Raw genomic sequence first — 12,561 nt, 5'->3', positions numbered from 1 at the left:
ACTCCGGAAAAGCTTTTTACACGCAAAAAACACGTGTTATTCACGCTTTCACCTAGAATAACATCTTCTGTCAGTTTCCATATTTATAATGCTAGAGCGTGTTTGAAAAAGGCTTTCTGCAAGATGTGCGTCACAATTTGTGGGAGATTTTGTCCGGATGAAGGCGCCGTAGCGGGCTACGGCAACTGAATTCGGGCAAAATATACCGCAAAGTGGGGCGTGCAGATTGCGGGAATGATTTTTCAAATACGCTCTAATCTCTGCATTCCGGATGTCCGCTGCAGAAATATCTTTTTGTTATTTGCTCTTCAATGATTATAAAGAATTGTTACGGAGATTGCAATGATAATTTTTAATTTTCAGTTCCATACAAAAAAGCCGTACCCACGGAGCTTACGCTCCGGGATACGGCTTATAGCTTTACCGGTGGATCATCAATTATTGCGTTTCAGTTTTACTACTACATGTCTGTAAGGTTCTTCTCCCTCACTGACTGTCTCTACATAGCGGTTGCCCTGCAGAGATGCATGGATGATCCTTCTTTCGTACGGATTCATCGGTTCCAGAACTACCGGTTTTCTGGTTTTCTTTACCTTGAAGGCGATTCCTCTTGCAAGGTTCTCCAGAGTTTCCTTACGACGGTGTCTGTAGTCCTCGGTATCGAGTTTTACACGAATGTAGGTAGACTCGCCTTTGTTTACCACAAGGCTTGTCAGATACTGAAGAGAATCCAGTGTCTGGCCTCTTTTTCCGATGAGGATACCCATATCCTCACCTTCAAAATCCACATCCAGAGAACCGTCTGCAGTGTTGTATTTCGATGTGATCTCCACTTCTCCAAGATCCATGGAGCCGAATACGTCACGAAGAAATACGACTGCTCTCTCCTCAACCTCTCTGATCTTCTCCGGATCGCTGAGGATCTCTATCGGTCTGCCCTGCTTCGGTGCTCTCTCACGTGTTTCCTTCGGCTGACGCTCCTTTGGAGCTCTTGGCTGTTTCTCACGTGCAGGCTTTGCTTTGCCCTGGAAATCCCTTGCAGGTCTTTCCTTTGGCGCTGCTGCCTTTGCAGGTGCTTCTTCGGATGCCTTCTCCACCTGTACAGCTTCTTTCTTCACCGGCTTCTTCTCCTCTGCAGGAGCTGCTTTCGGTGCAGATTCTTTCTTTACATCCGGAGTAAAAGGCTTTTCTAATTTCTTCTCTTCTTTGATAGCGTCCAGTTTCACGGACTCTACCAGTTCATCGATTTCCTGCATATCAGAAACTGGCTCGATTCTGCGAACTTTGATCACGGCAGGTTTGCTGCCGATTCCGAAGAATCCGGAGCTGCCTTCACTGATAACCTGAATATCAAGCTGGTCACTGGAAGTTCCAAGCTCAAGACACGCTTTTGTGATAGCTTCATTCTTTGTTTTTGCTGAAAACTGAATGTAATCCTCCATTACGAACCCCTCCGTTCCTGATTATTTCTTCTTATTTCTCTCATCAAAGTCTCTTACGAGATTTGCTTTAGCTGTGATGCTGCCCGGTTTTGCACTTCTTGCCTTCTCATAAGCAGTATCAACCTTCTGTGTTCTGTCTGAAGCACCGTTGTTTCCGCTGTTACCCTTATTGATCACAGGTTTATTGATATTCTTGGCGGACTGATGAGCCTGATTGGTGATCTTCTGCGGCGGAAGTCCTTCCTTCGCACGCTTCGCTTCGATCTTCTTCATATTCTCATTAACCAGATCATCAATGTTCATCTTATCAAGATGACGATTGATCGCAAACTGCTGGGCACTTCGAACGACAGCACTGGCGATCCAGTAGATACCAAGACCAACCGGGAATGTGAAACAGAAGAATGCAGACATCAGAGGCATGACCATGTTCATGGTTTTCATGGAGTTTGCCATTGCGCTGGCCTGATCATTTCCGTCTGCCGGCTGTGTTGCAGCCTGTGGCATAAGCTTCAGGTTCAGCATCTGAGTTGCCCATGCAAGAACCGGGATCAGAAGTGCTACGATCGCAAGTAACAGAGAACCATGATTTTTGAAGAATTCCATGATATAGTACAGCGGCTGGTCTGCGATATTCAGGCCACAGAAGCCCTGCATCTTGGAAATATTGCCGGATGCTTTTGTGATCGCATCAGAAAATCCTGAAAACTGATCCATCTGTGCCAGCTCTTTCCACTGGGAAGGAGAAAGTGCATACAGAAAATCAACAATCGAGTTACTTGTAGCATTTCCGGCATTGTCCATAACGAGACGCACTCGTGTCATGGAATGGTCTGTGATAAACTGCTGCAGGATATCTGTGTATCCGTTTACAGCTAGCAGGTTGTCAACTACACCAGTAAAAATGTTCTTTACACTTCCAACGTAAGCAGGAATCCGGTAGATAACCTGATACAGAGCAAACAGAATAGGCATCTGAATGGCTAACTGTACACAGCTACCGGTTGGAGAAACACCATATTTCTGATAAACAGCCTGGGTTTCTTCGTTCATTTTCATCATGGAAGCCTGATCCTTTTTACCCTGATATTTCTTCTGGATCTTCTGGATCTCAGGCTGCATGATCGCGCTTAACTTGGAGAATTTCTGCTGCTTGATCTGCAGCGGTGTCATAAAGGCAAAGATAAGAATACTGAAGATAATGATACAAAGACCAATGTTCTGGATTCCGAACAGGCCGTCAAGCATCTTATATATGCCATCCATGATCCATCCCATCACAGACGCGATCTGTCCGATAATAGGAGTTCCGGTTTTTGTTGCTAAAAACAGTTCCAAATTCATTTCCTCCTAGACTTCTTATTCAATTGTAAAAGTCCGGTAACTATTCTTTCGTCCACTAACTGCGGAGGTACTGAACAGTTACAAATTCCGATAACTGCTCTGCCCGGGAAAAGGCTGAACAGTCACAAAATAATTCATGGCACAGGGTCATAGCCTCCGTGGGAAAAAGGATTGCATCGCAATATCCTCCATACCGCAAGAAGACTGCCCTTAAATGCGCCATATTTTTCGATTGCTTCCAAACCATATTGAGAACATGTGGGAATATAAGGACATTTCGTTCTCTTCATCGGCGATATATATTTTTGATAGAGCCTTATCATCTTAATCAGAAATTTCTTTATCATGTTCATTCCCTGTTATATGATGCTTTCTTGCAAGATGCAGAAAAGCACTCTCAATCTCGTGAAAGCTCTTGCCCTTGGCTGCGGCTCTCACTACTACTACAATATCAAGGTTACTGTCAAAATCTGTTTCGTTGAGACGATAGCTTTCTCTGATCAATCTGGTGAGTCTGTGGCGAACCACACTGTTCCCTACTTTTTTGCTTACTGATATTCCCAGACGATTCTTCATGTGCTGATTCTTCAGCACGTACATCACCAGAAGCCGATTTGCGTACGATGTTCCGTTCTGATATACAACTTTAAAATCTTGATTTTTCTTTAAGGACTCTGATCTGATCAAACGAATCCTCCTTAATTAGATTCCGCCTGCGCGGATATTTCTCCGGATAGAAGAAAAGACCACATAAATGCGGTCTTGCAGCTTATGCTGATAACTGTTTTCTTCCTTTTAATCTTCTTGCAGCTAATACTTTACGTCCGCCCTTTGTGCTCATGCGAGCTCTGAAGCCGTGAACTTTAGCTCTGGATCTCTTTTTTGGCTGAAATGTCATCTTCATAGGTAAAGCACCTCCTTTATCTATTTTTAATTGTTATGAAATAACTTATCATTCAGAACATCGTTTCAATTATATAAATAAACCTCCTTTTCGTCAAGTAAAAATTGCAAAAAATCCGATAAAATCAAGGGTTCTGTAAAATACCCCCACCTTACGGTATTTATTTTTTTCTCTTATGTGGAAAGCGCTTATGGTTTACGTAACATTATCCACATTTTGTGGATAACTTGTGGATAACTTGTGGATTGACCGGAAATCTATCCACTTTTTCGGAGGGTTTGTTCACATCGTTTTCAAAAAAATCCTTTATTTGCGGTATTTTTAAGGTGGATTTTTTTATACACATAATTCTTCCACATTTTCCACCAATTCTCGACTTATGGAAACCTCCAGGACTCTTATCCACAATAATCCACCCTAATCCACAGTAATTTCCCCACATTATCCACATTCTTTTCCCCAAAATCTCAAGGATTTTCCATTGCGAAAACCCCATTTTCATTGTAATATATAAAAGGATATCTATCTCCAGTCGCAGACTGGGGTTATTATAATACTCATGGGAGGAAAAAATGGACGCTGTTATTGAAAAATGGGAGGAGATCCTGCAAACTGTCAAATCTGAATATGAGGTGACTGATGTCCCTTTTAATACCTGGCTCAAGCCGCTGAAAGTTTATGAGGTTGACGGAAAGCTGATAACAGTGGTTGTTCCCTCTGAACAGGCAGCGATCGGAGTCAATTACATCAGTAAACGCTACAAAATCCCCCTCCAGGTTACTATCTGTGTACTGACAGGCATGGAAGAATGCGAGGTTCGCTTCGTTCTGGAAAAAGATCTCCCCAAAAAAACAGAAAAAAACACTTCTTATGATAAACAGGTTCAGGATACACGTTACGAAGAGGCGCATTTAAATCCAAAATACACCTTCGACACCTTCGTTGTAGGAAGTAATAACAAATTCGCCCAGGCCGCAGCTCTTGCAGTTGCCGAATCACCGGGAGATACCTACAATCCACTGTTTATCTATGGCGGAGCCGGTCTTGGTAAGACGCATCTTATGCATTCCATCGCTCATTTCATTCTGGAACACGACGAAAACAGCCGTGTTTTGTATGTAACCAGTGAGGAATTTACCAACGAGCTGATCGAAACCATCCGAAACGGAAATAACACGGCAATGAGCAAATTCCGTGAAAAATACAGAAATATCGACGTTCTTCTTGTCGATGATATTCAGTTTATTATAGGAAAAGAATCCACACAGGAGGAATTTTTCCATACATTTAACAGTCTTCACAGTGCCAAAAAGCAGATCATCATATCCTCTGATAAACCACCGAAGGATATGGAAATCCTGGAAGAGCGCTTCCGTTCCCGGTTCGAGTGGGGTCTGATCGCAGATATCACGCTGCCTGATTACGAAACCCGAATGGCGATCCTTCATAAAAATGAAGAAATGAACGGCTACAACATCAGTGAAGATGTTATCAAATATATCGCTACCAATATCAAATCCAATATCCGTGAGCTGGAAGGTGCCTTCAACAAGGTCATGGCCGGAGCCAAGCTTGAGAAAAAGGAAGTAACTCTGGAGCTGGCAGAGCAGGCACTGAAGGATATTATTTCTCCGGATGAGAAAAAAGTGATCACACCGGAATACATCATCTCCGTTGTTGCAGAGCATTACGGAGTCACACCTGCGGACTTAAGCGGAAACAAACGAAACTCCAAGATCGTCATGCCCCGCCAGGTTTCCATGTATCTCTGCCGTGAGATCATATCCACACCTTTGAAAAATATCGGAAAAGCGCTCGGAAACCGTGACCATACCACCGTTATGCACGGTATTGAAAAGATCGAAAACGAATTGCAGAACGACGATAACTTAAAAAATACCATTGATATATTGAAAAAGAAGATTAATCCACAAGGTTAGGGAAGTTTTCCACATTACTGGTGTATAACGTGTTGATTGTATGTGGAGAGATGTGTACAACTTTTTTGCCAAAACGCGGCGGTAATTTTATCCCCGGGTTATTCACATGCGAAACTACCACTTTTACACAAAGTTATCCCAACGGAAAACCCCTGAAAACATCAGGCCTGCGGGAGTTTTTCACAAAATCTGGCCCCCTACGGCGGTTACTGCGGATTTTTTCTATAAATATATTTATAAAAACCACAAATTGTTCAGAAAGGGAGTTATACACACTATGAAAATCATCTGCTCCAAATCAAGTCTGTTAAAAAGTGTAAGTATCGCACTCAAAGCAGTTCCATCAAAAACCACAATGCCAATCCTGGAATGTATTCTCATGGATGCAACCACAAACCAGATCAAATTTACCACCAACGATATGGAGCTGGGAATTGAAACCATCGTTGAGGGTACTATTGAAGAAAAAGGTAAAGTTGCTCTTGATGCAAAAATCTTCTATGAAATTATCAGACGACTTCCGGATAATGATGTTACCATTAAGACCGATGATAAATATGCAGCAACCATTACCTGTGAAAAAGCAAAATTCAATATCCCTGGAAAATCAGGAGAAGATTTTGCTTATTTACCGATGATCGAGAAGGATGAACCACTGACGATCTCTCAGTACACACTGAAAGAAATGATCCGCCAGACTATTTTTTCGATTGCTGTAAATGAAAACAATAAGCTTATGACCGGTGAACTTTTTGAGATCAAAAATAACTGTCTGAAGGTAGTTTCTCTGGACGGACATCGTATCTCTATCCGCAAAATGTCCCTTAAGAAAGATTATTCTGACCGTAAGGTGGTAGTTCCGGGCAAAACTTTAAGCGAGGTCAGCAAGATCCTTTCCGGAGAAGTGGATGATCAGGTCAGCATTTACTTTACAAAAAACCATATTTTATTTGAATTTGATCAGACTATGGTAGTTTCCAGACTGATCGAGGGAGAATATTTCAGAATTGACCAGATGCTTTCCAGTGATTATGAGACAAAACTGAAGATCAACAAAAAAGAGTTCCTGGATTGTATCGACCGTGCCACACTTCTGGTACGTGAGGTTGATAAAAAACCGATCATCATCAACATCACAGACGATGATATGGAGCTGCGCATTGATTCTGCAATGGGTTCCATGAATGAAGAGATCGATATTGAAAAAGAGGGTAAGGATATCATGATCGGCTTCAACCCGAAATTCCTGATCGATGCGCTTCGTGTTATTGATGATGAAACCGTGACGATCTATCTTGTAAATCCGAAGGCACCGTGCTTTATCCGTGACGATGAGGAGAACTATACTTACCTGATCCTTCCTGTAAACATCAACCAGAATCAGGCCAGATAAGACCTGGGGTAATGTGAACGTTTTTGACCGATTGTGCATGGGAATGCGATCGTGTTCTGAGAATTGTTTCATGTGTAAACTGCTGGAAGGGGGGTATTTAAATTACCGCCTTCCGGTGAAATTTGTATTTTGGGGGATTTTAAATACCGTCAGAAGATCAGAAAAGACCGATCTGACGGAGAAAATACCCCGGAGATAAGAGGAGAAAAAATTGGAGATCAGAATTAAAGACGAATTTATCAAGCTTGGTCAGGCGCTGAAGCTGGCCGGTGTTGTGGAGGACGGCGTTGAGGCGAAATATGCCATCAATGATGGTCTGGTACTGGTGAACGGTGAGGTGGAGAACCGCCGTGGCCGCAAGATCCATCCTGGAGATACCATTTCCTACGATGGAAAAGATATTTATGTGATCGGGTGAAGGAATGTACATTGAATCCATCAGACTGAATAATTTCAGGAATTATGAGTCGCTGGAGATGAATTTTGATCAGGGCACCAATATTCTCTACGGCGACAATGCCCAGGGAAAGACCAATATCCTGGAGGCGGTTTATCTGGCAGGTACCAGCAAATCCCACAAGGGAAGCAAGGACCGGGAGATGATCCGCTTTGAGAATGAGGAGTCCCATATCCGAATGATGGTGAAGAAGGGCGATCTTTCATACAAAATAGACATGCACCTCCGGAAAAACAAAGCAAAGGGAGTTGCCATCAACGGGCTGCCGATCCGCAAGGCAAGGGAGCTGCTGGGGGTGGTGAATCTGGTGTTTTTTTCTCCGGAGGATCTTAATATTATCAAGAATGGACCCGGAGAGAGAAGACGTTTTCTGGATTCGGAGCTTTGTCAGCTGGATGGTGTTTATATCACGGAGCTGGCCGGCTACAATCACATCGTGAACCAGAGAAACCGTCTTCTCAAAGACTGTTATATGAACCCCGGGCTGAAAGGTACCCTGGATGTCTGGGATATGCAGATGGTCGATTACGGAAAGAAGATCATCGGGAAGCGGGAAGCCTTTGTGGAGGAGCTTAACGAGATTGCAAGGGGGCTTCATAAAGGCCTTACCGGCGGGATCGAGGAGCTGGAGATCCTGTACGAGCCAAGTGTGACGGCGGCGGAGTTTGAGGATAAGCTTTCCAGGAACCGGGAGCGGGATCTTCGGATGAAGCTGACCTCCGTGGGACCGCACAGAGATGATTTCTGCGTAAATGTCAACGGGATCGACATCCGGAGGTATGGTTCCCAGGGGCAGCAGAGGACTGCGGCCCTTTCCCTGAAGCTTTCGGAGATCTATCTGGTGAAGAAAAAGATCCGGGATACACCGGTTCTTCTGCTGGATGATGTTCTTTCGGAGCTGGATAGCAGCAGGCAGACATATCTGCTGGAAAGCATCCACGATATACAGACTCTGATCACCTGTACAGGACTGGATGATTTTGTCAGCCATCAGTTCAAGATCAACAGGGTTTTTCAGGTGGTAAAGGGGCATGTTTATATGCCTAAAGGGTTTTGACAAGCCCGTATGCATATGGTAAACTGATTCTGATTATGGAAAGTTGGTGAATATTTTGGATAAAGAGGAGTTTCGCGTTAAGCTGGGGCAGATCAATAAGCTGGTCGAGACCCAGGATTACAAAGGCGCCATGCAGATTGTTGACAGCATTGACTGGCGTCGTGTGAAAAACGTCCGTACCCTTTGTGTAGTGGGCGAGATCTACGCGGCCAACAAGCGCTATGAAGAGAGCAAGGAAATTTTTCTTCTTGCCTACCACAGAGCGCCGATCGGCAAGAACATACTTTACCGTCTGATCGAGGTTTCCCTGAAAATGGGACAGATCAGTGAAGCCACAGAATTCTTTGATGAATACAGAGAAGTGGCAGGTAATGATAACAGCCAGTATATACTGAAATATAAGATCGCCAGAGCGAAGAATGCATCTCTGAATGAACAGATCCGTATTCTTGAGGAATATAAGGAGAAGGAATTTACGGAGCGCTGGTCCTATGAGCTGGCCAAGCTCTATTACAAGGCAGGAGACAAGCAGAAGTGCCTGGATCTCTGCAATGAGATGATCCTTTGGTTCAATGACGGAACTTATGTGATGAAGGCCCTTGACCTGAAACAGCGGATGGGTGTTCTCACTGGCGAAGAGAAAGAGAAATACGAACAGCGTTTTATCCCGAAGCTGATCCCGCCGGAAAAGGCGCAGGAGATCAGGGAGAGCAAGGAAGCATCCGGCGAGTATGAGGAGGCAAAACCGGTCACAGATACTATCCAGGTAGATGATGAGCGGGATCTGAACAGTGCGGAGACATTCCAGGAGAAGCTTTCCAAGGGATTCCGTGATATCTTTGGCGGACATAAGAAATCTGCGGAAGAGGATATGGAGGAAAAAGAAGCTGCGCAGGATGAAGAGCAGGATGAGGTTTCCACAGGCTCTGAGGATGTGACGGAACAGGCGGAAGCGCCGGAGGCTGAGACTGCTGCGGCAGCAGAACCGTCAGAGGAGTTTACAGATTCTGAGGAGATCGAAGCAGCAGAAGGAAGTGAGGAAGCTTCGGATGAGCCTTCTGAAGAGCAGGAAGAGTTTTCCGGACAGGAAGCGGATGAGATCCCGCTGGCATCCGGTGTTGAGAACCTGTCATCCGGAAGTATGAAGCTGCAGGCTCAGGAACAGCAGGATAAAGAGGAAGAAGAGACTTATCAGGAAGCGGAAGAAGCTGAGGCTGAGAAAGCTACAGAGATGTCTTTGTCCCAGAGTGTTGCAGAGATCATGAAGGAGAAGTCTGCCGGAAATGAGGAAAGTGAGGAGAAGCCTGCAGGGGTTCCGCTCAATGAGGAAGGCAAGCCTGATTTTTCCGCAACGATCCGTATGCCGGAGCTGAAGATCCCGAAGTCCATGATCAATGTGGACCCGGAGAATGCAAGCAGTTCCGCAGAGATCCCGGACGCGTCCGGAATTTTCGGAAGTATCGAGGATATTGCGGCATCTGTAGGTGACAGGTCCGGGAAGGATAAAGATAAGGACTTCAACCTGGAGGATACTATTCTGGCAGCAGCTACACAGCAGGGAATCGATATCCCGGAGGAAGAGAAATCTCCGGATGTCCAGCAGTCCGACGTAACGGAAGAGCCGGCAGGTATTGAGGATCTGGATATTGCGGCTGATGAATTTGTTCCGGAGGAGCCGGATGCGGCAGATATCGAGGATATCATGGCGCAGATCTCCGCTCAGCAGGAGGAAGAGGTAACGGAGACTTCCGATACCAGACTTCCGGATATCGTATTTGATGAAGATGAGGAGCCGGTTACTGAGGAGGATCTTCAGGCTGCAGAAGCAGAGTTTCTGAATGGTCCGTCAGGAGTACAGAAGCCGGTGGAAGAAGAGGATGTGCTTCCGGAGATTCCTTCACTGGAATCTGAGGAGCAGGTGCAGAAGGCGGCAGCAGAGCCTTCAGCGAAGCTTCATCATGAGGAACCGCTGGCTTCAGCGGAAGAGGAAAATCTTCTTGATGAGGAAGAAGAATACAGTGATGACGCCTTTGAATTCCAGGAAGAGGATGAGGATGACTTTATCAGCAGTCTCATCGGTGATGATTCTGATGAAGCCATGGAAGAGGACGATGAGGAAGAGGAGCTCAGCGAGGAAAAGCAGCTTGAGAAATTTATCGCTACGATCCATCCGGAAAAGGATCCTACAAAGATCGTTTCCAGAAAGAAAGAGCTCACAGATGAAGAGAAACAGCTTTTCACCTATTTTGTTACAGTTCCCGGAATGAAGGAACAGCTGCTTGATGTACTCTGCGATGTGCAGATGGGCGCAGCAGACAAGACCTCCCAGACCGGAAATGTGATCGTTATGGGCGGCAGAGAAACAGGTAAGACGAGACTGATCTCAAGTCTGATCCCGGCAATCTGTAAAGAGCTGAATATCGAGGCTTCCAAGGTTGCCTATATATTTGCGGATGATCTCAACGGAAAGGATATTCCGGAGATCGTATCCAAGCTTGCCGGCGGTTTCCTTGTTATCGAGGATGCAAACCAGCTTTCCCAGGAAACAGCAGATGAGCTTGAGGAAGCTATGACCGGAAACACAAAGGGAATGATCGTGGTCCTGGAGGATGAAAAGATCGGTATGCGTAAGCTGATCGCAAGATATCCGAAGCTTGCGAAGAAGTTTACATCCATGATCAACATTCCTGTATTTACAAACGATGAACTTGTTAATTTCGCTAAGGTCTATACCATGGAGAATGGATTCCGTATCGACCAGATGGGCATGCTTGCTCTGTATAATCTGATCGGGATCAACCAGAAGGAGGATCAGCCGATGTGCATTGGTACTGTGAAGACCATGCTGGATAAGGCTATGGAGAGAGCTCAGAGCGGATTGTTCAAGCGTTCCAAGAAGCGTGTGGACCGTGATGGCTACACGGTACTTTTTGAAAAGGATTTCAGCTGAAAATAAGAAAAAGCAGAGGTAAAAAATATGGCCAGACCTTATCTTGGTAACCCGAAATATACCATTGAAGTCCTTCAAAAGTATCATTTTGTTTTCCAGAAAAGGTTTGGTCAGAATTTTCTGATCGACGAGCATGTTCTGGAAAAGATCATTGAGTCTTCGGGTATCACGAAGGATGATTTTATACTGGAGATCGGTCCGGGTATCGGAACTATGACCCAGTATCTTGCGGAGGCTGCCAGAGAGGTGGCTGCTGTGGAGATCGACAGTTCGTTGATCCCGATCCTTAAGGATACGTTGAAGGACTGGGATAATGTTTCCGTGATCAATAACGATATCCTGAAAACGGATATCAAAAAGATCGCAGATGAGAAAAACGGCGGCAAGCCTGTGAAGGTGGTTGCGAATCTGCCGTATTATATTACGACTCCGATCATCATGGGGCTTTTTGAGAAGAATGTTCCTGTGGATTCGATCACTGTCATGGTGCAGAAGGAGGTTGCAGACCGTATGCAGGTTGGTCCCGGTACCAAGGATTACGGTGCGCTTTCCCTGGCTGTGCAGTATTATGCGAAGCCGGAGATCGTTGCGAATGTACCGCCGAACTGTTTTATGCCGCGGCCGAAGGTTGGAAGTGCGGTGATCAAGCTGACGCGTTATGAGAAGCCGCCGGTGGATGTGAAGGATGAGGGGCTTATGTTCCGTCTGATCCGTGCATCTTTTAACCAGAGGAGAAAGACGCTTGTGAACGGGATCAGAAATTCCGGAGATTTTTCCCTGAGTAAGGAGGAGATCGAGGATGTGTTCAACAGGTGTGATCTTCCGCTGAATATCAGGGGTGAGGCGCTGACACTGGAGCAGTTTGCGATGCTTGCCAACTGTATTTATGATGAGAAAAATTAATATATGATAAACGCAAAAAGAGCCCGGGCAGCTGTTCCGGGTTCTTTTTGCGTTTCCGGACGGGAATGTTGGAGAGGTTTCCTGTCCGGACCTATATATTTGTTATAGAAAGGAGGTTATGTCTGAGGTGTCAGACATAAGTAAGTAATGAAAAATTTACATTTTTTATTT

At 45.1% G+C, this 12,561-nt stretch carries 12 protein-coding genes and 2 pseudogenes; 7 read left to right on the top strand and 7 right to left on the bottom strand.

Going from position 1 to position 12,561, the window contains the following annotated elements; genetic code table 11:
- Positions 1 to 48: 48 nt before the first annotated feature.
- A pseudogene (locus tag NCY57_RS17030) lies at positions 49 to 186 on the bottom strand (DUF6783 domain-containing protein); the annotation flags it as partial.
- Between NCY57_RS17030 and NCY57_RS17025 the strand changes: the two are divergent.
- Positions 124 to 315 (top strand): annotated as a pseudogene (locus NCY57_RS17025) (DUF6783 domain-containing protein). The pseudogenes NCY57_RS17030 and NCY57_RS17025 sit on opposite strands and share 63 nt — an antisense overlap.
- Before the next feature lie 119 nt (positions 316 to 434).
- On the opposite strand, the gene jag reads toward NCY57_RS17025, so the two are convergent.
- The 6 genes from jag to NCY57_RS07745 all read right to left on the bottom strand — a co-directional run bounded on the left by jag (position 435) and on the right by NCY57_RS07745 (position 4,141).
- Positions 435 to 1,442, bottom strand: a complete 1,008-nt coding sequence (gene jag / locus NCY57_RS07770; RefSeq protein ID WP_173723526.1) for an RNA-binding cell elongation regulator Jag/EloR — start codon at positions 1,440 to 1,442, stop codon at positions 435 to 437.
- A 21-nt stretch (positions 1,443 to 1,463) separates the two neighbouring features.
- Positions 1,464 to 2,780: a membrane protein insertase YidC gene (gene yidC, locus NCY57_RS07765; RefSeq protein ID WP_330638983.1), complete on the bottom strand. Its 1,317-nt coding sequence runs from the start codon at positions 2,778 to 2,780 to the stop codon at positions 1,464 to 1,466.
- A gap of 140 nt (positions 2,781 to 2,920) precedes the next feature.
- On the bottom strand, positions 2,921 to 3,133 hold the full coding sequence (yidD, locus tag NCY57_RS07760; protein ID WP_092072376.1) for a membrane protein insertion efficiency factor YidD: 213 nt from the start codon (positions 3,131 to 3,133) through the stop codon (positions 2,921 to 2,923).
- The gene (gene rnpA, locus NCY57_RS07755; protein ID WP_059086518.1) at positions 3,111 to 3,473 is read right to left on the bottom strand and encodes a ribonuclease P protein component; all 363 of its coding nucleotides are present in this window, start codon (positions 3,471 to 3,473) and stop codon (positions 3,111 to 3,113) included. The genes yidD and rnpA overlap by 23 nt, the downstream gene beginning before the upstream one ends.
- A gap of 82 nt (positions 3,474 to 3,555) precedes the next feature.
- The gene (gene rpmH / locus NCY57_RS07750) at positions 3,556 to 3,690 is read right to left on the bottom strand and encodes a 50S ribosomal protein L34 (protein ID WP_005423866.1); all 135 of its coding nucleotides are present in this window, start codon (positions 3,688 to 3,690) and stop codon (positions 3,556 to 3,558) included.
- Positions 3,691 to 3,895: 205 nt separating this feature from the next.
- Entirely contained in the window at positions 3,896 to 4,141 is a 246-nt protein-coding gene (locus NCY57_RS07745) for a hypothetical protein (protein ID WP_199874123.1), read from the bottom strand.
- Between the two features lie 121 nt (positions 4,142 to 4,262).
- On the opposite strand from NCY57_RS07745, the gene dnaA reads away from it, so the two are divergent.
- The 6 genes from dnaA to rsmA all read left to right on the top strand — a co-directional run bounded on the left by dnaA (position 4,263) and on the right by rsmA (position 12,390).
- Positions 4,263 to 5,630: a chromosomal replication initiator protein DnaA gene (dnaA, locus tag NCY57_RS07740; protein WP_015526555.1), complete on the top strand. Its 1,368-nt coding sequence runs from the start codon at positions 4,263 to 4,265 to the stop codon at positions 5,628 to 5,630.
- A gap of 277 nt (positions 5,631 to 5,907) precedes the next feature.
- The gene (gene dnaN / locus NCY57_RS07735; RefSeq protein ID WP_015526556.1) at positions 5,908 to 7,023 is read left to right on the top strand and encodes a DNA polymerase III subunit beta; all 1,116 of its coding nucleotides are present in this window, start codon (positions 5,908 to 5,910) and stop codon (positions 7,021 to 7,023) included.
- Between the two features lie 211 nt (positions 7,024 to 7,234).
- Positions 7,235 to 7,441, top strand: a complete 207-nt coding sequence (locus NCY57_RS07730) for an RNA-binding S4 domain-containing protein (protein ID WP_021650164.1) — start codon at positions 7,235 to 7,237, stop codon at positions 7,439 to 7,441.
- 4 nt (positions 7,442 to 7,445) lie between these two features.
- Positions 7,446 to 8,537, top strand: a complete 1,092-nt coding sequence (gene recF, locus NCY57_RS07725) for a DNA replication/repair protein RecF (protein WP_250789594.1) — start codon at positions 7,446 to 7,448, stop codon at positions 8,535 to 8,537.
- Positions 8,538 to 8,592: 55 nt separating this feature from the next.
- Entirely contained in the window at positions 8,593 to 11,487 is a 2,895-nt protein-coding gene (locus NCY57_RS07720; RefSeq protein ID WP_250789593.1) for a tetratricopeptide repeat protein, read from the top strand.
- Between the two features lie 27 nt (positions 11,488 to 11,514).
- On the top strand, positions 11,515 to 12,390 hold the full coding sequence (gene rsmA, locus NCY57_RS07715; RefSeq protein ID WP_015526558.1) for a 16S rRNA (adenine(1518)-N(6)/adenine(1519)-N(6))-dimethyltransferase RsmA: 876 nt from the start codon (positions 11,515 to 11,517) through the stop codon (positions 12,388 to 12,390).
- Positions 12,391 to 12,561: the final 171 nt, after the last annotated feature.

The sequence above is a fragment of the Blautia sp. MB18-30 genome (assembly GCF_023669475.1).
In the GTDB taxonomy this organism is placed as follows: Bacteria; Bacillota; Clostridia; order Lachnospirales; family Lachnospiraceae; genus Blautia_A; species Blautia_A fusiformis.
The sequence above is the reverse complement of the archived record's forward strand: the minus strand, read 5'-3'. Positions and strand labels throughout refer to the sequence as shown.

Excerpts from the sequence above, each read along its gene's own strand:
- rpmH (WP_005423866.1), bottom strand. The coding sequence starts at position 3,690 with ATGAAGATGACATTTCAGCCAAAAAAGAGATCCAGAGCTAAAGTTCAC.
- jag (WP_173723526.1), bottom strand. The coding sequence starts at position 1,442 with ATGGAGGATTACATTCAGTTTTCAGCAAAAACAAAGAATGAAGCTATC.
- NCY57_RS07745 (WP_199874123.1), bottom strand. The coding sequence starts at position 4,141 with ATGTGGATAATGTGGGGAAATTACTGTGGATTAGGGTGGATTATTGTG.
- recF (WP_250789594.1), top strand. The coding sequence starts at position 7,446 with ATGTACATTGAATCCATCAGACTGAATAATTTCAGGAATTATGAGTCG.
- dnaA (WP_015526555.1), top strand. The coding sequence starts at position 4,263 with ATGGACGCTGTTATTGAAAAATGGGAGGAGATCCTGCAAACTGTCAAA.
- rsmA (WP_015526558.1), top strand. The coding sequence starts at position 11,515 with ATGGCCAGACCTTATCTTGGTAACCCGAAATATACCATTGAAGTCCTT.
- dnaN (WP_015526556.1), top strand. The coding sequence starts at position 5,908 with ATGAAAATCATCTGCTCCAAATCAAGTCTGTTAAAAAGTGTAAGTATC.
- yidD (WP_092072376.1), bottom strand. The coding sequence starts at position 3,133 with ATGATAAAGAAATTTCTGATTAAGATGATAAGGCTCTATCAAAAATAT.